At 49.6% G+C, this 20,532-nt stretch carries 11 protein-coding genes and 3 pseudogenes; 5 read left to right on the top strand and 9 right to left on the bottom strand.

The window, feature by feature from the left end; all coding sequences use genetic code 11:
• The first annotated feature begins 141 nt into the window (after positions 1-141).
• A pseudogene (recN, locus tag ATN88_RS06565) lies at positions 142-1,808 on the top strand (DNA repair protein RecN).
• A 130-nt stretch (positions 1,809-1,938) separates the two neighbouring features.
• Positions 1,939-2,295, top strand: a complete 357-nt coding sequence (gene bamE, locus ATN88_RS06560) for an outer membrane protein assembly factor BamE (protein WP_067413175.1) — start codon at positions 1,939-1,941, stop codon at positions 2,293-2,295.
• Positions 2,296-2,438: 143 nt separating this feature from the next.
• On the opposite strand, the gene phoU is transcribed toward bamE, so the two are convergent.
• The 4 genes and pseudogenes from phoU to ATN88_RS06540 form a co-directional block, all read right to left on the bottom strand.
• The gene (gene phoU / locus ATN88_RS06555; RefSeq protein WP_067413171.1) at positions 2,439-3,146 is read right to left on the bottom strand and encodes a phosphate signaling complex protein PhoU; all 708 of its coding nucleotides are present in this window, start codon (positions 3,144-3,146) and stop codon (positions 2,439-2,441) included.
• 15 nt (positions 3,147-3,161) lie between these two features.
• Complete coding sequence (gene pstB, locus ATN88_RS06550) at positions 3,162-3,980, bottom strand: phosphate ABC transporter ATP-binding protein PstB (RefSeq protein ID WP_067413168.1); 819 nt, start codon at positions 3,978-3,980, stop codon at positions 3,162-3,164.
• 24 nt (positions 3,981-4,004) lie between these two features.
• Positions 4,005-5,649 (bottom strand): annotated as a pseudogene (gene pstA, locus ATN88_RS06545) (phosphate ABC transporter permease PstA).
• A 44-nt stretch (positions 5,650-5,693) separates the two neighbouring features.
• Positions 5,694-7,865 carry an ABC transporter permease subunit gene (locus tag ATN88_RS06540; protein ID WP_067413164.1) on the bottom strand — a complete coding sequence of 724 codons (2,172 nt, stop codon included), beginning with the start codon at positions 7,863-7,865 and terminating at the stop codon, positions 5,694-5,696.
• A 241-nt stretch (positions 7,866-8,106) separates the two neighbouring features.
• Here ATN88_RS06540 and ATN88_RS06535 point away from each other — a divergent pair, with 241 nt between their 5' ends.
• The 3 genes and pseudogenes from ATN88_RS06535 to ppx all read left to right on the top strand — a co-directional run bounded on the left by ATN88_RS06535 (position 8,107) and on the right by ppx (position 12,233).
• Positions 8,107-8,619: a glycine cleavage system protein R gene (locus ATN88_RS06535; protein ID WP_067413159.1), complete on the top strand. Its 513-nt coding sequence runs from the start codon at positions 8,107-8,109 to the stop codon at positions 8,617-8,619.
• A 15-nt stretch (positions 8,620-8,634) separates the two neighbouring features.
• Complete coding sequence (ppk1, locus tag ATN88_RS06530; RefSeq protein WP_067413156.1) at positions 8,635-10,734, top strand: polyphosphate kinase 1; 2,100 nt, start codon at positions 8,635-8,637, stop codon at positions 10,732-10,734.
• Positions 10,727-12,233: pseudogene (ppx, locus tag ATN88_RS06525) on the top strand (exopolyphosphatase). The gene ppk1 and the pseudogene ppx overlap by 8 nt, the downstream one beginning before the upstream one ends.
• Positions 12,234-12,282: 49 nt before the next feature.
• On the opposite strand, the gene ATN88_RS06520 reads toward ppx, so the two are convergent.
• From ATN88_RS06520 to sbcD, 5 genes are all read right to left on the bottom strand, one after another.
• Positions 12,283-13,230, bottom strand: coding sequence for a PstS family phosphate ABC transporter substrate-binding protein (locus tag ATN88_RS06520; RefSeq protein ID WP_067413152.1), 948 nt, complete (start codon positions 13,228-13,230; stop codon positions 12,283-12,285).
• Positions 13,224-14,519 (bottom strand): phosphate regulon sensor histidine kinase PhoR, encoded by a 1,296-nt coding sequence (phoR, locus tag ATN88_RS06515; protein ID WP_067413149.1) that lies wholly within the window; start codon positions 14,517-14,519, stop codon positions 13,224-13,226. Before phoR ends, ATN88_RS06520 begins: the two co-directional genes overlap by 7 nt.
• Before the next feature lie 62 nt (positions 14,520-14,581).
• Positions 14,582-15,271, bottom strand: coding sequence for a phosphate regulon transcriptional regulator PhoB (phoB, locus tag ATN88_RS06510; RefSeq protein ID WP_067413147.1), 690 nt, complete (start codon positions 15,269-15,271; stop codon positions 14,582-14,584).
• Positions 15,272-15,566: 295 nt separating this feature from the next.
• The gene (locus ATN88_RS06505) at positions 15,567-19,247 is read right to left on the bottom strand and encodes an AAA family ATPase (RefSeq protein WP_067413143.1); all 3,681 of its coding nucleotides are present in this window, start codon (positions 19,245-19,247) and stop codon (positions 15,567-15,569) included.
• Positions 19,244-20,479, bottom strand: a complete 1,236-nt coding sequence (gene sbcD, locus ATN88_RS06500) for an exonuclease subunit SbcD (RefSeq protein ID WP_067413140.1) — start codon at positions 20,477-20,479, stop codon at positions 19,244-19,246. Before sbcD ends, ATN88_RS06505 begins: the two co-directional genes overlap by 4 nt.
• Between the last annotated feature and the right edge of the window lie 53 nt (positions 20,480-20,532).

Below are 20,532 nucleotides of genomic sequence, written 5' to 3'. Positions count from 1 at the left end.
AAAGAGCAGGCTTGGCCTGCTCTTTTCGTTATACCCGTCACAAATTTTTTCAGAGATCGATACCCAGCACCTTTACTGTATACAAACACAGTATATACTGTATGTATCAACAGGTGATAATAAACACAGGTATTCATTCTCATGCTAGCGCACATTACGATCCAAAACTTTGCCATTGTTAAAGCGTTAGAACTCGATTTCCATAAAGGCATGACCACCATTACGGGTGAAACAGGTGCAGGTAAATCCATTGCTATTGATGCGCTGGGACTTTGCTTGGCGACCGAGCCGATGCTGCCATGGTTCGTCCTGGTGAGGAAAAAGCGGAAATCGTTGCCCTCTTTCATCTTCAAAATAACCCGGCCGCTCGTCGCTGGTTAGAAGACAATGAATTGGTCGATGGTGATGAGTGTATTCTGCGTCGTGTTATCACCAAAGAAGGCCGCTCCCGCGCCTTTATCAATGGCAGTCCTGTCCCTGCATCTCAGCAAAAATCACTGGGTCAACATTTGATCAATATTCACGGTCAGCATGCCCACCAGCTTTTGATGAAAAACGACTACCAGCTGACTCTGCTCGACCAATATGCGGGCCATCAAAATCTCCTCACTACCATGCGTCAGCGTTACCAAGATTGGCGCGCAGCACGCAATGAGCTCAAGCAACTCGAAAAAAGCAAAGAAGCCTTTGAGGCACAAAAACAGTTGCTCGAATACCAAGTGAATGAGCTCAATGAACTGGCACTGGGTGAAACTGAATATCCGGATCTGGAAGAAGAACACAAACGCCTGTCAAACTGCGGTGATATCGCCATTTGCAGCCAAAGCGTACTGCAAGCACTGAGTGAAGACGAAGATAATAATGCGCTTCAGCTTCTGCAGTTTGCTCAGCAGAAACTTGCAGAACTGGCATCAATGGACAGCCAGTTCAACGATCTTCAGCAAATGCTGGATGAAGCATGCATTCAGGTACAAGAAACTTCCCACGAGATCACGGCATACATGGATCGCCTTGATATGGATCCAGCCCGTCTTGGCTACCTTGACGAGCGTATGGCGACCATTATGCGCCTGTCGCGCAAACACCAAGTGTTGCCAGAAGAGCTTTACGGCGCGCACCAAGCCCTGAATGCAGAGCTTGAAAACCTAAACGACAGTGATAACCAAATCGAACAACTGTCTGCACAGGTCGACCTTAAGCATCAAGCCTGTATGGCAGCGGCAGAAAAACTCAGTAAGAGCCGTAAACGCTATGCAAAAGAATTGGATAAACTGATTTCTTCGAGCATGCATGAACTAAGCATGCAACACGGCAAATTCCACATCGCCTTGGACAGCCAACCCGACACACACCTGTCTCCACTAGGCGTCGACAGCATTGAGCTATTGGTTTCGACCAACCCAGGTCAACCGTTGCAAGCACTTGGTCGCGTGGCATCAGGTGGTGAGCTTTCACGTATCTCGCTGGCAATTCAGGTGATCACTGCTCAAAAAGTCGATACGCCAAGCCTGATTTTCGATGAAGTAGATGTCGGTATCAGTGGTCCAACGGCAGCCATTGTTGGCAAGCTTTTGCGTAAACTGGGTGAGTCGACACAAGTCATGTGTGTTACGCACCTTCCTCAAGTGGCAGGTTGTGGTCATCAACAGATGTTTGTGGCAAAGGCGAGCGAGAAAGGCTCAACGACAACCAGCATGATGGCACTGGATGATACCGCACGCGTTCAAGAGCTGGCACGCTTGCTTGGCGGTAGCGAAATCACTGAACATACGCTGGCAAATGCGAGAGAATTGTTGATTGCTGCTTAGTCTTTGCTCAATCGCAAGAAACTTTTTCCAAATTCCATGGTCGAACTGACAAGTTGAAACAAGAGGTTTTTACTTCTTTCAATTGCTTGTTTATTATCGTCCCCCTATTTTGGAAATGAAGTAAGAAGTCATGCGTTGGAAACACATCGCTGCGGTATCACTTGTTCTTGCTACGATGACTGGCTGTTCATTGGTAGACAAGTTGGTGTATCGCATAGATATCAATCAGGGAAATTACATCGACCAAACTGCGGTCGAGGAACTTAAATTTGGCATGACCAAAGAGCAGGTTAAATTCTTACTTGGTCCTCCAATGCTCGTTGAAGCGGGTTTCCCAAACACGTGGTACTTTGTTCAGTACCTGAAGCCAGGGCATGAAGAAGCCCAACAGAAAGAGCTGATCTTGTCATTTGACAACAATGGTCAGTTAGTTGGCATGAAAGGCGACTACTCGCCAGGTGCTAGCTTCTTCAAAGCAATTCAATAAGCAGATTTATATCTCACAGAAGCCTCGCATTCGCGGGGCTTTTTCATGTGTGGTGTTGAATGGCTAGCAATTTAACACCTAGTCAAAGAGACAAAAAAAGCAGCCTACGTGGCTGCTTTTTTGACGTCGAATGCTCATGGAACTTACTTGAGCATTTTCTCGAGCTGTTCTTTGTTGGTATGGCGAATGTCTTTGCCTTTTACGAAGTAGATAATGTATTCGCAAATGTTCTGGCAACGGTCGCCAACGCGCTCAATCGCACGCGCGGACCACATCACTTTCAATACGTTTGGAATCGAACGCGGGTCTTCCATCATATAGGTCATTAACTGACGCAGAATGGCTTCGTATTCTTTATCCAGTTGGTCATCACTGTGATACACCTTCATCGCCGCATCAACATCCATACGCGCAAAGGCGTCCAGTGCGTCGTGCAGCATGCGCGCCGCTTTCTGCCCAAGGTTTTCCAGCGATACAAGGAATGGCTGTTGGGAGTTTGAAAAGTTATCCAGAGCCATGCGGGCAATGCTATCAGCAACATCACCGATACGCTCTAGATCGGTAATGGTCTTGATGATTGCCATCACCAATCGTAAATCGCCTGCCGTAGGCTGACGTTTGGCAATAATACGGGTACAGGCTTCATCAATCGCCACTTCCATCGAGTTAACTTTATGGTCTTCTCGCATGACATGTTTGGCTAGGTCGACATCCTGATAATGCATTGCGCGCAGCGCATCAGTTAGCTGGCGCTCAACCAATCCACCCATTGCAAGTACATGGGTACGGATTGCTTCAAGCTCAGTGTTGAACTGGCCTGAAATATGACGACTGATGTTTTGGTTATCCATTTACTTCGGGATCCTTTAGCCGTATCGGCCAGTAATATAGTCTTCGGTTTGCTTGTTCTTTGGTGTGGTGAACAGTGTATCTGTATCTGCGTATTCTACCAACTTCCCGAGGTTGATAAATGCCGTCTGATCTGACACGCGCGCCGCTTGTTGCATATTGTGTGTAACGATCACGACCGTGTATTTGCGCTTCAAATCGTTGATAAGCTCTTCAATCGTTAGCGTCGAGATTGGGTCAAGGGCTGAGGTTGGTTCATCAAGAAGCAGTACCTCAGGCTCAATCGCGATAGCACGGGCAATCACCAAACGTTGCTGCTGACCACCGGAGAGGCCAAAGGCATTCTCATGCAGTCGGTCTTTCACTTCATCCCAAAGTGCCGCAGAGCGCAGCGAACGCTCGACCGCATCGTCCAAAGTCCGGACGTTTTTCACACCCTGCAAACGCAGACCGTAGATGACGTTCTCGTAAATAGACTTCGGAAACGGATTCGGACGCTGGAACACCATCCCCACGCGACGACGCAGCGAAGGTACATCCACATCTTCATCGTAGACATTGGTGCCATGCAGTGAGATTTCCCCATCAACGCGACAACCATCCACCAAGTCATTCATGCGGTTAATACAGCGAAGCAGCGTGGACTTACCGCAGCCAGATGGTCCAATAAATGCCGTTACCTTCCCTTTTGGAATACGCATGTTGATGTCGAACAACGCCTGCGTATTGCCGTAGTGAAGGTTGAGATTACGGATCACCAGTGCGGTTTGCTCATCAGGTAATGAAGACAAATCGACTGGACCCGGCAATCCAATGTTGGCACCTATTGATATCATTTCTTTGTCATGTCCTCGTTAGGATCAAATGTCTTGTTCAAGTGAACGGTACTTTTCGCGCAAATGGTTACGGATAGTAATCGCTGCCAAATTGAGGCTGACGATAACTGTAACCAACAGCAAAGACGTGGCATACACCAGCGGTCTTGCCGACTCAATGTTCGGGCTTTGGAAGCCGACATCGTACACATGGTAACCCAAGTGCATAAACTTTCTGTCTAAATGTAAGTATGGGAAGTTGCCATCAAGCGGCAAGCTTGGTGCTACTTTTACCACACCCACAAGCATCAGCGGTGCTACCTCGCCCGCCGCGCGAGCGATGGCCAAAATCAGTCCTGTCATGATTGCAGGGCTCGCCATTGGCAGCACAATGCGCCACAGCGTTTCAGCTTGCGTTGCACCAAGTGCCATGGAGCCATGTCTTACCGAAGACGGAATACGCGCTAAACCTTCCTCGGTAGATACGATCACCACAGGTAAAGTCAGAATCGCCAGCGTCAGTGACGACCACAATATCCCCGGCGTACCAAAGGTCGGATTTGGCAAGGTATCTGAGTAAAACAGCGCATCGATGTTGCCACCGATAAAGTAAACGAAAAAGCCCAGACCAAACACGCCGTAAACAATCGAAGGCACACCTGCGAGGTTAACGACAGCGATGCGAATGATGCGAGTAAAGGCACTTTTCCCTGCATACTCATGAAGGTAAACCGCCGCCAGCACACCCAACGGTGTGACCATGACTGACATCAAAAGCACCATCAATACCGTGCCGAAGATGGCAGGGAAAACACCGCCTTCCGAGTTCGCTTCACGCGGGTTTTCAGTAATGAACTTGCCGATTTGATCGAGCCAGTGGGTGAACTTGTCACTCCATGTCATGGCGTTGGGATACCACATCGCCATCACGTGGTTCATCGGAATGCGCACTGTCTTGCCATCGCGATCAGCCATCAACAGGCTATCTAATGCCATGTCAGAGCGCATCGCCATCAAGGTTTGTTCTTTGTCTTCATAACGTTCCTGCAAAATCTTAATTTCATCTTGCAAGAATTCAGGCACAGGCTGCTGCGCTTTGATGTATGCCTGACGCTCTGTCTTCAATTCGGTGAGCTGATGATTCACCTTCTCAATGTCTACGCGCTCAAAGCGCGTAAGCTCATCACGACGTTCATTGATTTCAGCAATCTTCTCTTGGTAAAACGCAGGAAGAAGCGGCTGGTTCATCATTTTGCCGTTGAGGATATACCCTTCAGCAATACCGAAAAACGCGCCATTTTCAGTACGTTCAACAACGGCAATGTCTTTATCCGCAACCTGAGAAACGATGTCTTGCTGCAATACGGAGATGAAGTCATGCGCTTCACGTTCACGGTTGGCAATTTTGATCAGAAGACGCACCTGCTCATTGGCGGTTGGGTCTTTTAATTCTGTGCCCGCTTCCTGAAGCTGCCGCGACAGCACCGTCTCGGTGTCATAAATCTCACCATAGAAACGCTCTGTCTTGAGGGGTTTTAATGTCGAATTGATAAATAGGCGAAGGCCAGAAATAGGCAAGCCCTTTCCAGCCAATCAACAGCATCACACCCAGCACGGCCACAAGACAAAGGCTGACCATACCCGCACTCATCCACACCCACGGCGAGCTGCGGTTTAATCGCTTAAACATCGCAACCTCTTTGTGGTGTTGAACAACAGGAAAGAATGGAAACCTTACAACGCACGGTATTTATCTCGTAACTGCTGACGAACAAATTCCGCCACGGTGTTAAATAAGAAAGTGAAGCTAAACAGAATAAATGCGGTCAGGAACAGAACGCGATAGTGCGAGCTTCCCACCTCTGACTCCGGCATTTCAACGGCAATGTTGGCAGAAAGGGTGCGTAGCCCTTCGAAAGGGTTCCACTCCATCAGCGGCGTGTTACCTGTCGCCATCAAAACGATCATGGTTTCACCGACTGCGCGTCCCAAGCCCATCATGATTGCAGAGAAAATACCTGGGCTTGCGGTCAGTAACACAACACGCGTCAACGTCTGCCAATGCGTCGCGCCCAGTGCCAAAGAACCGTTTGTCAGGTGGCTAGGCACAGAGAAAATCGCGTCTTCTGCAATAGTAAAGATGGTCGGGATAACTGCAAAGCCCATCGCCAGTCCCACCACAATCGCGTTGCGCTGGTCGAAGTTCACGCCTAACACGTCAGTCACGAATACGCGGCTGTCACCGCCCAGAAAGTGCTGTTCAACATACGGGCCAACCAAGAATGCCATGTATCCCATTACCAAAATGAGCGGGATCAGCAAGAACAGGTGTCCACCATCGGGAATGCGTCTGCGCCACCTTTTCGGTAATTCTGCCCATACTAGCGCGACCACCAAGAAAGAAATGGGTAGCGACACGAAAATAATGAAAATGGCTGGTAGGTTCTTTTCAATGATGGGCGCAAGCCAAAGACCTGCAAGAAAACCCAGAATAACCGTGGGTAATGCTTCCATGATTTCGATGGTTGGCTTCACCACTTTACGCAGTTTCGATGGCATAAAGTAAGCGGTGTAGATAGCCCCACCAATGGCCAAAGGAATCGCAAAAATTAGCGAGAATGCAGCTACCTTAATGGTACCGAATACCACAGGTACAACACTCAATTTGCCTTCAAACGTCTCGTTGCCAGAGGTGGATTGCCAGACATAATCAGGCTCTCCGTAGCCTTCATACCAAATCTTCTTCCACAGCGATGCAATGCTGACATCCGGGTGCGGATTATCGACATTCAATACAGAAAGCTTACCGCTTTGCTCTATCAGCAGTCGGTCAGCACGGGGCGAAAATGCCATCATGTCGACGGTGTTGGCGAGCAGCGGAAACTCAAAGTTATCGTGTGTATCACTCGGTGCATGCCAAAGCGACAGCACACCGTTGGTCGCAAGGTTTGCGAACACATTGCGGTGCGCTTCAACGGCAAGGTCACCGTTTGCAACGTTAAAGTCGCGAACCAATGTCAGGCTGCGCTCATTGGCTTTAACCACATCAAACCATTGGCCGATGTCGCCATTTTCCAATCGCACCAGCAGAGAATGTCCACCAGCCAGCAAAGTCATTTCTGTGGGTTTGTGGCCTGTCACCAACTCAACATCGACCGACTCTCTGCGGTTTACGCCACGCGGAGACACGGTATAGACATTAAGTTCATTCCCCACCAACTCAAACAGTTTGCGGCCATTCGGTGTCACGAGGAGCTTGGCATCTGGCTCGGAGAAAATGATGGTGCGCAGCTTTTCTACGCCATTATCTTCAAGAACGACGTGAATTTGGTCGTCGGCCAAGCCTGCCACAATGCGCTCGCCATCATGGTCAGAAAAAGAAAGCTGAGTGATAGCCTGCCCATTCAGCGAGAGCTGCACATCGCCCATTGTCTGTAAATCTGGCGTGAATGAGCGCTTGCCATCGGCGTAATGAGATATAAAACGCAGACGTTGAAACTCAACAGAACCGTCAGCCAAACCATAGGCCGTAATACCTGCTGTTGGGTGCTGGGCATAAAAGCTGGTTGGTTTCTCTGCAAGCTGCTCGCGCAATACGACTTGGTCTCGCCCTTCAAGGGAGAAAACCGTCAGTGCACCTGAGTGCGAATAGCGAAAGCCGAGCTGGTCATTTTCGTCGACACCTAACTGTGCAGGTGCTTGATGGAAGGTCAGATCGAGTGCTTTGTTGAAGGTCACATCCGGGCTTTTGAACAGCGGAAGCACCACATAAGCGAGGTAGAAAAATATCAGTAACAATGCAAACAGCACGACAAGACCGCCTCCTGTTACGGATAGGCGCGCTAACTTGTCTGTGAAACGCCGGCGGGGATCTCCTTGCATCAGCGCATTGGTGGCGTTTGCCATTGGTACCTCTTTAACTCGATTCAGCAAGACATAATATTTCTTTTTGATGACACAAATGTGACAGTACAGAAATTCAGACCAAGTTAATCAACTGAAATAAAAGTGTAACAAAAGATATTTAGCCTTTGTTAACGTTGACTTAAAACACAGATCGGACTCACTGCTTCAGTCTAAGGTAGACACTCTCTACCTGCAGATCCATTATGGAACTTCTCCACGCTGTAGACGTTAAGGATCAACCATGAAGCAGTTAGTAATCACTTTGATTGGCACCGACCGTCCCGGTCTTGTAGAAACACTTTCCGATACAGTTTTCCAACATCAAGGAAGTTGGCAAGCAAGTAGCCTGAGCAAACTCGCTGGGAAATTTGCTGGCATCATTCAAGTCGACATCAAAGAAGAAGATGCACCAGCGCTTTCAACCGCGCTTAAAAGCATTTCAGATTTAGATGTTCTTATCGCTGACGCTGCACGGCAACCAGAGCCGGATACAACCACACATACTTTGACCGTCACAGGCAATGACCGCCCCGGCATTATCCAAGAGGTGACGAGAGAGATTGCCAAGTTTGGCATTAACATCAATAACCTAGAAACAAATGCGCAGAGCGCGGCCAATTCTGGCGGCGTTATTTTCACTGCGGATTTCGATCTGGATATTGCTAACACAGTCTCACTCGATGCCATTGGAGAAGCACTCGAAGGGTTATCTGACGATCTTATCGTGGAGTTTGATGTTAACGATATTTCTTAGCAGGAACAGGGAATAATGAGCGCTGATACGCATTACGTAGAAAAAGAACTTAGTTGGCTATCGTTTAATGAAAGGGTACTTCAGGAGGCAGCGGATAAAACCGTTCCCATCATTGAACGAGTACGTTTTTTAGGGATTTTCTCCAGTAACTTGGATGAGTTTTATCAGGTTCGGTTTGCCGACGTAAAACGTCGCATCCTGATCAACGAAGAGCAAGGTGGCGATGCCAATGCCAAAGAGCTCCTCGGAAAGATTCAGGAAAAAGTGCTGAAGCTTAATCAGGACTTTGACCACCTGTATAACGACATCCTGCTGGAAATGGCACGACGCCATATTTTTCTCGTTAATGAACGTCAGCTCACTGAGTATCAGCAAAACTGGCTACGTAAGCACTTTGTCAGCAACCTGCTGCCACATATCACGCCCATTATTCTGACCGATGACATGGATGTGTTGTCCTTCTTAAAAGATGCCTACTCGTACCTGACTGTAGAGCTGAAAAAAGAAGGGCAACCTACCCGCTATGCACTTATCGAAATTCCGACCGATGAAATTGAACGATTCATCAAAGTGCCAGAGCCCAAAGGCAAGCGTCGTCGCAAAACCATTATCCTGTTAGATAACATCATTCGTTTGTGTCTGGATGAAATTTTCCGCGGTTTCTTTGACTATGACACTGCCGAAGCGTACGCGATGAAAATGACCCGCGACGCCGAGTACGACCTGACTAACGAAGTCGACCACAGTTTGCTAGAGAACATGTCAGACAGCCTCGACCAACGTTTGACGGCCCTGCCCGTTCGCTTTGTTTATCAGCGTGATATGCCCGAAGACATGGTCAAACACATTCTCGACATGCTGAGGATTTCTGATTACGACAGTGTGTTGCCAGGCGCGCGTTACCACAACTTCAAAGACTTTATCGGCTTCCCGAATGTGGGCATGAAGTATCTGGAGAATCCTCCGCTACCACCGATTGAGTCCGCTGATTTTCGCCAGTACCCAACAGCATTTGATGCCATTCGCGAGCGCGATGTCCTGCTTTACTACCCGTACCATACCTTCCGTCATATGACAGAATTGGTGCGCCAGGCCTCTTATGACCCGAAAGTACGCAGCATTCGCATCAATATTTATCGAGTGGCGAAAAACAGCCGTATCATCAACTCCATGATTGATGCGGCTAACAATGGCAAGCGTGTGACCGTGGTGGTTGAACTGCAAGCGCGATTTGACGAAGAAGCAAATATTGAGTGGTCTCGCGTTTTGACAGACGCAGGCGTAAAAGTGGTATTCGGTACGCCGGGTTTGAAGATCCACTCTAAGCTGTGTCTGATTTCTCGCCGAGAAGAAGACGGGCTGCGCGAATATGCCCATATAGGTACCGGTAACTTCCACGAGAAAACCGCACGAATCTATACTGACTTTTCGCTATTCACGGCGGACAAGTCCATCACCTCTGAAGTGCGTAAGGTCTTCAACTTTATTGAAAATCCTTACAAGCCGGTCAAGTTTAACAATCTGATCGTATCACCGCGCAATTCACGTACGCGTCTTTATCGCTTGATTGAGCGCGAGATTGAGCATGCCAAAGCCAAACGCAAAGCGGGCATTACCTTGAAGGTGAATAACCTCGTCGACAAAGGGCTGGTGAACCTCTTGTATAAAGCCAGCAGCGAAGGCGTGAAAATCCGCATGATTATTCGCGGTATGTGTGCCTTGGTGCCGGGTGTCAGAGGGATTAGCCAAAACATCAAAGCCATCAGTATCGTTGACCGATTCCTCGAACATCCACGCGTATTTGCCTTCGAAAATGGTGGTGACCGTGACGTGTACATTTCCTCTGCTGACTGGATGACACGTAACATTGATAACCGCATCGAAGTTGCAACGCCTATCAAAGACGAGCGCTTAAAAGACCGTATCATGGACATTATCGAACTGCAGTTTGCCGACCGTGCCAAAGCACGCGTGATCGACAAAGACATGTCCAATGCCTACGTTAAACGTGGAAATCGCAAAAAAATACGTTCGCAAATTGCTATTTACGATTACCTTAAACAAGTAGAGAGAACGGAAAAAAGACGTTTAGCGGACAAGTTGAAAAATGAATGATGAAAAGCAAACTGATAAGCCAAGAGAAATCGCAGCCATAGATCTTGGCTCAAACAGCTTTCACATGGTCGTTGCCCGCGTCGTCGGGCAAGGCCTGCAAATAGTCAGCCGCCACAAACAACGTGTTCGACTGGCATCAGGTCTTGATGACCAACTTAACTTAGACAACGCATCTATCAACCGAGGCATCGAATGCCTCGGTATGTTTGCCGAAAGACTCCAAGCTTCGCAGAAGAAAACGTGCGTGTCGCCGCCACCTTCACCCTACGCGAAGCAAAAAACAGCCACATTTTCCTCCAGCGTGCGCGCACGGTCTTTCCCTACCCCATCGAAGTGATCCCCGGCGTTGAAGAAGGCCGTCTGATTTACTTGGGCGTCAGCCACACCCAACCGGGTGAAGGGCGCAAGCTGGTTGTCGACATTGGTGGCGGCAGTACCGAACTAGTAATAGGCAAAGGGTTCAACGCCTCGCTGGTCAACAGCAAACGTATGGGTTGTGTCAGCTTTAACGAGCGATTTTTTAAAGACGGCCAAATCTCGACCAAGCGTTTTGCTGCGGCGCAGATTGCCGCCGAGTTGAAGCTTGAAAGCATGGCTCGTCAGTACAAGCGATTTGGTTGGGAAGAAGCCGTTGGCTCTTCTGGTTCTATCAAAGCCATTCGCGAAGTACTTATCGCAAGCGGACACGAAGATGGCATCATCACCCGTAAACGCCTCGATAACCTGATTGATTCCCTGCTGACTTTCAAATCCGCAGAGATGCTCGAATTACCGGGACTGTCTCCGGACAGACGCCCCGTATTCGCGGCAGGTCTCGCCATCCTTTCCGGTGTATTCCAAGCACTGGATATCGAGAAGATGGTCTACTCGGACGGCGCACTGCGTGAAGGCTTACTCTATGAGATGGAAGAGCGATTCCAGCACAGTGATATTCGAAGCCGCACTGCCGCAGATTTAGCGGAACGCTACCACATCGACAAACAGCATGCTGACAATGTTCAGCAGGTGGCAGAGAAAATCTATCTTCAAGCTGAGCCGCAACTGACGCCGAAAAAGGCGGAGTTGGCGATTTTGCTTAGCTGGGCGGCCTTGCTTCATGAAGTGGGTTTGAGCATCGCACATTCAGGCTTTCATAAGCACTCTGCGTATATTCTGCAAAATACCAACATGCCCGGCTTCAATCAGGAGCAGCAAACCGTGCTAGCGACAGTGACGCGATTCCACCGCAAAACACTGAAGCTCGCCGAAATGCCAGAATTCACCATCTACAAACAAAAGCACATCTTCCCATTGATTCGGTCTTTAAGCTGGCTTGCGTACTGAATGTTCAGCGCTCTGGTGAGCCGACGCCTGACGTTGACGTATCGGTTAAAGACGATGTGTGGTCGCTTTCATTCCCTGAAGGTTACCTCAAGCAAAATCGCTTGCTGGCGGCCGACTTGGAAGCCGAGCAAGTCTACTGGCAAGGTGTAGGCTGGACGGTGACTATCGAGCAGTAAAAAAAAAAAGACCGATGGAAACATCGGTCTTTTTTGTTGCACGCGGTGATTACAATCCCACGGCTCTTAGCTGCTCTTCAATCACGCTAGCTGGCAATGGCACAAAGCCTTCGGCACTGACCAACGCTTGCCCCTGACGCGACAAGATGAGCTTAATAAATTCCGCTTCCATCGGAGCCAATGGTTTGTTTGGCACCTTGTTCACGTAGACATACAAATAACGGGAAAGTGGGTACTCACCAGAAATCACGTTATCCACGGTGGCATAGATGTATTCGCCGTCCACTTCCAGCGGCAACATTTTTGCGCCAGCCGTTCGATAGCCTACGCCCGCATAACCAATCGCGTTCAGTGACGAGCTGACCGACTGCACCACAGAAGCCGAACCTGGCTGCTCATTCACGTCGGCACGGAAATCACCGTCGCACAGGGCTTCATCTTTGAAAAAGCCGTACGTACCCGATACCGAGTTGCGGCCGAACAACTGCACATTACGTTTGATCCAGCTGCCTTTTAGCCCCAACTGTCCCCACTTTTCCAACCTTTCATTGGAGCCGCAGCGAAGCGTTTCTGAAAACAGCGCATCGACCTGTGTCAGGCTGATGCCATCAATTGGGTTATCTTGGTGAACGAAGATGGCCATCGAGTCGATGGCCACTTTGATGGCTGTCGGCGGATACCCGTATTTGCGTTCAAACATTTCAATCTCACGCGCACGCATCTGTCGGCTCATGGTGCCGAATTGCGTCGTCGCTTCAATCAGTGCTGGAACAGCTGTCGATGAACCCGAGGTCTGAATTTGCACATTCACACTCGGATACAGCTTTTTGAACAATACGCCCCATTGGGTGACAAGGTTCGCCAGCGTGTCTGAGCCTACTGATGACAGGTTGCCAGAGATATTGTCGACACGGTGATAAAGGGGAAGGTGGTCATCGGCAAGCGCCGATGACCCAAATGTCAGAAAGGCAATCAGCGTGATAACCCGTTTTAGCATGCGAGACGCTCCGGCAGCGTAAAGGAGAACACACTACCCTCGCCGACCTTGCTCTTAATTTCAAGCTCGGACTCGTGATGATTCAAGGCATGTTTCACAATTGCCAGACCCAAGCCACTGCCGCCCGTTTCGCGCGAACGCGCTTTGTCCACGCGGTAGAAACGTTCGGTTAGCCTGTCGATGTGTTGAGGCGCAATACCTTCACCACTATCAACAACTTCAAGGCGTGGACCTTTTGCGGTTCTGAACCAACGCACCTTAATTTTGGCACTTGGCGGCGTGTGTTTCACCGCGTTGTAGACCAAGTTAGAAATCGCACTGCGAAGCTGATCTTCATCGCCCAGTACACGCAGTGAATGGTCAACTTCAAACTCAAACTCGTGAGCATGGTTGCCGCTCAGGGTCTGCGCTTCTTTCTCCAATACATCCAACATGGCTGGCACATCGACTTTCTGATCAAGCGCAATCTTCACGCTCGCCTCGATTTTCGACAGGGTCAGAAGCTGTTCCACCAAGCTTTCCATTCGCGTGAGCTGTTCGGTCATCACACCGTGGGCTTTATCCCACATGGGTCCCACCAGCATCTCAGGATCTTCTGCCATCTCAAGGTAGCCGCGAAGTACCGTCATCGGTGTGCGAAGTTCATGCGAAACGTTGGCAAAAAAGTTGCGGCGCATGCCTTCAAGCTGCTTGAGTTGGCTAATGTCACGCACCACCATCAGGTATTCCCCTTCGGCGTACGGCATGGTTCGAAATTCCAGAGTTTTCGAGGCGTGAAGCGTTGAACGCATCTCAAAAGCTTCGCCCAATTCTGCGCGGCTCAAGTACTCAATAAATTCTGGTGTACGGATGAGGTTACCAATGTACTGGCCTGCGTCGTCCGGCATGCGAAAGCCCAACAACTCTTGGGCGAGTTTGTTACACCAAACAATGGAACCATCATGCTCGAAAACCACCACGGCATCGGGCAAGGATTCCGCACCATTTCGGAAACGGCGAATAAGGTTTGCCAGCTCTTTACGGCGGCGGCGATTACGCTTTTGCAAACGATAGATACCGTTAAACAGCGGCGTCCAGCTACCAGAGCCAGAAGGCGGGGTGAGGCTGCGCTCTTTCCACAACCAATCAGACAGTTTTAACTGATGGTAGAAGTTCCAAAGCAGCACCAAAACGGTGGCGAGCAGCAATAACCAAGGCAGTCCACCGAAGAACCAACCAATTACAAACCAAGGCAGATAAAAAAAAGCCAGCTCTAAAGCCAGCTTCTTCCAAGTGAGTCTTTCGACCATCTATGTCTCCATCATGTCATCCGGTGGCCATCGGACAACAACATGAACAGGTTCTCGTCTAATTACGAGCGCGTGGAGAAGCGATAGCCCGCTCCGCGAACGGTTTGCACGAGTTTATCGTGACCGTCAGCTTCCAGCGCCTTTCTTAAGCGACGAATATGCACGTCAACCGTACGATCTTCAACATAAACGTTGGTTCCCCAAACGTTATTCAGAAGTTGCTCACGGCTGTAAACACGCTCTTGATGGGTCATAAAAAAGTGCAACATCTTAAACTCGGTCGGTCCCATCTCGAGCGGCTTTTCATTTGCAGTGACACGGTGCGAAACCGGGTCGAGCTTCAAGCCTTGCACATCAATCACATCGTCCAGTGATGTTGGAGAAACACGACGCATTACTGCTTTCAGTCGTGCCATTAGCTCTTTTGGTGAAAAAGGTTTAGTGATGTAATCATCTGCACCGACTTCTAGGCCGCGAACTTTATCTTCTTCTTCACCGCGCGCCGTCAACATCACCACAGGGATCTGACGCGTCAGCTCATCACGCTTTAAGTGTTTGATCAAATTGATCCCAGAGCCGCCAGGCAGCATCCAGTCCATCAGGATCAATTCAGGGTAAGGCTCGCAGATCTTCTCCAGAGCACTGTCATAGTCTTCTGCTTCTACGGCCTGATAGCCTTTCTGTTCCAGCACAAAGCACAACATCTCGCGGATAGGTGCTTCGTCTTCGACAACAAGAATCCGTCTTACCATTTTTCCATACCCAGTTAACTTATTATTTCTAGGGCGTCATTATGTGATTCTATTATGACAGTTTTGTGACCTTTGGCGAGGTTAGCGAATTCAAATAGCCACAACTGTCTTTCAATCCAGACAGTTAGAGAACGATACTTTACGCTGATTTATGCGTACCGAAGTCTATGAAATGGCTCGCAGACCGCGTCAAATGGCACCTTGCAATAAGCTTCGAATGCGAAAGAAGCGCGTCCGAAAAACGAAATCTATTCGCTCAACAAACGCGTAAATTTCTTTCGTTGATCACTAAAATCTAACCGCGATCCACACGATAGCGATCGTCTAACTCGCTGATCCCCAATCCCGTTTTCTTCGTGACTTTCAATTGCGTTGGGATCCGCTCTTTCATCGCTTCAATGTGGCTGATAACACCAATCATCTTGCCAGACGCATTCAGGTTATCCAGCGCATCCAATGCCACGTCCAAGGTTTCACTGTCCAAAGTACCAAAGCCTTCATCCAAGAACAGTGAATCAATACTGGTCTTGTGGCTGACCAAATCAGACAGGGCCAGTGCAAGTGCCAAGCTCACCAAGAAGCTTTCTCCACCGGACAAGGTTTTGGTGTCACGTTCAATATCGCCCTGCCAAGTATCGAGCACGCTAAGCTCTAAGCCCTCACCTTGCTTGCGATTAAGCTGGTAGCGGCCATGAATGCGGTCTAGCTGCTTGTTGGCAAGGTAGACCAGATTGTCCAGCGTCAGCCCCTGAGCAAACTTTCTGAACTTGTCACCTTTTTGCGAGCCGATCAGCGAGTGCAGGTATTGAATATCATCATAGGCCGCGCGCAGGCGTTCAATCTCGGCAAAGAGTGACTGTTGGTTCTCGCGGCGTTGTTTGTCCGATGCCAATGCTTGGCTCAGCTCACCGCTGCGTTTCACCAATTGATGAAGGTGTTCTGCCTGGGCTTCTGCATCTGCTGCGACCGTTTCTAACGGCACTGATTGCCACTCTGATGCGCGCTCGTGAGCAAGGACATCCTGAACATGTTGCTGCGCTTTTTGCTGCAACACTTTCGCCCCTTCCAGCGCATTTTCCAGAGCACGTTTTTCTGCCAGCAATTGCTGCTTTTCGTCTTCTGGCAGCAAAGCGGCCTGAAAGGCTTCAAGCGCGTCAAACGGCGACGTAGAAAGGCTCTCTTCCCACTGCACGGAATGCGTGTTTAGCGCAGCAGTCAGACTCTCCAGCGTTTGGGTTTGGCTGGTCACGTCTGCCTGAATGGCACGTAAGTCACCCTGACATTGTTGCGCTAAGGATTGTGCGGCCTTGTGTGCATTTTCCGTCTGTTCCATCTGCTCGGCAACGCGGCGTTTTTCTGCATCAATCGATTTATCACCAAAGATCTCTGCGCGCTTGGCTTTGGCTGCTTCAAGCGTCGAAGACAAGGTATCGATATCAGATTGCAACGCACGCTGCTGCTCGGCCAATGCGGTCATCTCTTTCACGCAGTTGGCGAGTTCAACCTCCTGAAGTGCCACCTCTTTGGCTAAGGTCTCTTTTCGAAGGTTGTTTTGTTCCCAAGCGTCAGCATCTTGCTTTCTCGCCGCTAACCACGCAGTCAGTGCGTTGTCTTCCGGTGGCATGTAGCCACTTTCAGAAATCTGCTGACTCAACACGCTTTGCAGCGTTTCGAGGTAATCTTGCTTTTGGCTTTTGTCTGCCAAGAGCTTTTGTATTTCTCGCTGTTTGTTCTCGATAGAAAGCGATAACAAAGAGTGCGCCTGCTCGGCACTTGCCAATAGACGCGCAGCGTCGTCCCAACGCTGTTTTGACTGTTGCAGGGCTTTTTCTTGGGTTTTCAAAGATGTCAGTGTTTGGGTCAACGCATCACGGATTTGTCGCTGTTCATCACTGAAAGCCGTGAAAGCGTCTTGCTGATCAATAGTGATACTCAGCTTGATGCTAGATGCCGCGTTAGCCCAGCTATCACTCAATGCCTTTTGCTGTTGCTGATTGCGCGCCAAGTGCTTGTCGAGTTCCTCGATATAACGCTTGCCCGCTTCAAGCTTCATACCGGTTTCTTTACCGATGTTTTCCAACTCTTTAAGCGCCGTTTCTGCCGCGGCTTTTTGCTGCAAGGTATCAGAAACGTTCACTGCCTCATCGGTCAGTGCAGGATGCTCAGTCGAGCCACACAGCGGACAAGCCTCGTGCGGTTGAAGTGCCGCACGATATTGCGCCAAATGTTCTTCCTGACTGACCAGCTTTGAGAGTGCATCAATCAGTTGCTTTTTATCTTTGTATTGCTGACGAAGTGCCGTAACGTCTTGTTCTAACGTTTTCGATTGCGCTGTTTGTTCGCCCAGCACATGACGTTTCTCTGCATTGTCGTTTTCAAGCTCCAGCCACTGTTGTTGCCATTGCCCCAACTGCATGTGCGTGGAAAGCTCTGCACTTAATTGCTCGCGCTGCTTATCCAATGATTCAACATCGCCACGCTCTGTCGCTTTCGTAAACGCTTGTTGCTGCCCTTCCCATGCTTGTTTGGTGTGTTCGCATTGAACTTGGGTCGCTTGTTTCTCTTTTTCGTGCGTCGTGGCTTTTTCGACCTCCGCCTGAAGCGATGACGTCAGCTCGGTCTCTTGCTTTTGCAATGCCACAATCGCAAGTTGCTCTTGCGAAAGCTGTTGTCCCATCTGTGCCCACTGACCAAGATACTGCTTAAGTTGGGCGGCAGATTGGTGTTGCGACAAATAGGTAGTGACGGTGTCTAGCTCTCGCTTTTTCCCATCAAGTTGCTCGGCAAGCTGGCCTTGCGATGCGCTCAATTCACTTTGCTTGTTACTCAGCCCTGTGCGTTGAGTGCTCAATTCTTGGTGGCGTTGCGATTGGTGTTTGATGTCGGTATCCAGCGGCAACACTTGCTCGCTGACCAGTGTCTCCAACTCTCGCTGTTGGGTTTTCGCCAGCGTCAGTACGTCAGACGCTTTCTGCAAGGCTTCGTCTGCCTGCACGCTTTTCTCTGACGTCGCTTTTAGTGACGCTTGTTTGGCCAGCAAAGTTTGATTAGACGTTTCCACGTTTTTCAGCGCGGTTTGCCAACGCTCGTAAGGCAGTCGCAGTTTTTCAGCGGGCTCACTGTGCTCTAGCTTATCCAGCCTAGGTTTGGCATCTTGCCACTTGGTTTCAGCATCCGCTTGCTGCGCTTTCGCTTGTGTTTCTTCTTGGTGGCTTTTTTGATGCTCTTTCCACCACGCCAAGTGCGCAGTGAGTGCGGCTTGTTTGTCTCGCTCAGTTTTCAACAAGTCATCAACATCTGTCAGCGCGCTTTCAAGCTCGGAAAGTTCCTCCGCACTGAGCAGTTGCACACCTTTGGCTTCGGCTTCTTTTTGACTCAATGCCAACTTCGCTGCGGCGAAGTGCTCGTGCACTTTTTCTGAAATACGGCCATAGATTTCGGTGCCGGTCAGCTCTTCAAGCAGCTCTGCACGTTCGTTTTCTTTGGCATTCAAAAACGCGGCGAACTCACCTTGGGAAAGCATCATTGATTTGGTAAAGCGCGAGAAATCGAGACCGGTAATACTCTCGACCAGCTCATTTTTTTGCTTCACTTGCGTGGCGAGCACTTTGTCGGTTTTCGCATCCACCAGCTCCACATCGGCCTGTTGCAAATTGCCGTCCGCTTTGCCTCGTGAGCGGCGCATGCTCCAAAACGCGCGGTATGGGTGGCCTTTGACCTCAAACTCAACTTCGGCAGAACACTCCGCCATGCCACGCGTCATGATTTCATTGCTGGACGTCGAGATGAGTCCAAGGCGTGGCGTTTGATGGTACAACGCCAAACAAATGGCATCGAGCAAGGTGGTTTTACCTGCGCCAGTGGCACCGGTTATTGCAAACAAGCCGTTGTCAGAAAACGGCGTTTGGGTGAAATCAATTTTCCACTCACCTTTAAGCGAGTTCAGGTTTTTAAAGCGAAGGCTTAGGATTTTCATTCGCTTGCCTCCACGTTTTCCACTTCGGCAACAATGTTGGCGAACTGCGTTTGAATGCGGTCTCGACGGGCAATTTCTTCGTCACCTTCGAACACTTCAAGTGCCAAACGCTTTTGGAACACATCGTTAGGCGTTAACTCAGACAAGGTCTCTTTGGCCTCTTGTGTCAATGCTTGAGCTTTTGGCCCACGGGTGCGCTGAAGCTGTAACACCTCCACATTGAGCCCTTCGGTCATCAATTGAATACGTTGTTGTAAATCAGAGAGATAGTCTTGTACGGAGACCTCAATGTGCAGCCAAACAGCTTTTGGATCATCATGATCTTTATACTGGGAAAGCTGTACATCTATCTCTTCCAAAGACCCTTTTAGGACACCCATAGGCTGAAAGCTCGGAATGCTGATCGGTTCGATACGTACACGTGCCTCTCCATTAAATTCCACCAGCACTACTTGCTTGTTGAACTTGAGCTCATCAAAGCTCAGCGGGATCGGCGAGCCGCTGTAGCGGATGTGCTCAGACTTGGCGACAATTTGCGGACGATGGATATGTCCAAGGGCGATGTAATCAGCGGGCGGAAAGCCGTCTGCAGCGAATCCATCGAGGGTGCCGATATAAATATCGCGCACGGATTTCGACGGGCTGACACCCAGAGCAGTCAGGTGTCCGGTGGCAATGATGGGCACTTGCCAGCCATTGTCTTTTCGAAGGTTTACTGCCGCTTGATACAAGTCGTGATAATGCGCTTTTATCGCATCACCCAATGCCTGACGTTTCTCCGTGCCTGATTCACCCGCTTGGCTGGTCAGCACATCACGTGGGCGAACAAACGGCACCGCGCACACAATGGCCCCAACCGAACCGTCGCGGTTATTGAGCACAAGGAGTTGGTCGTTTAGATCGTCGCTGGTGTTCGCCACCACATACGTGTGTAAGCAGGCCAACAAGGATTTAGACTCTTTGAGTGTGGATACCGAGTCATGATTGCCGCCCAATACCACCAGCGAACAGTTACGCTGGCTGATAGACACCACGAACTGGTTATACATTTCACGGGCATAGCTTGGCGGCGACCCCGTATCGAAAATATCTCCCGCCACGATGACGGCATCAATCTGGTTGTTGTCTATCTCATCGAGCAGCCAGTCCAGAAAAGCCTGATGTTCTTGTTTGCGGCTTTTAGTAAAGAAGTTTTGTCCCAGATGCCAATCTGACGTGTGGAGTATTTTCATTAATGCTTATGCGCTCGTTCTTGTGCTGAGTCCCAAATTGTATCGCAATTGCG

Source organism: Enterovibrio coralii, from assembly GCF_001559595.1.
GTDB lineage: Bacteria > Pseudomonadota > Gammaproteobacteria > Enterobacterales > Vibrionaceae > Enterovibrio > Enterovibrio coralii.
Note: the sequence above shows the minus strand (reverse complement) of the source record. Positions and strands in the feature narration are given on the sequence as shown.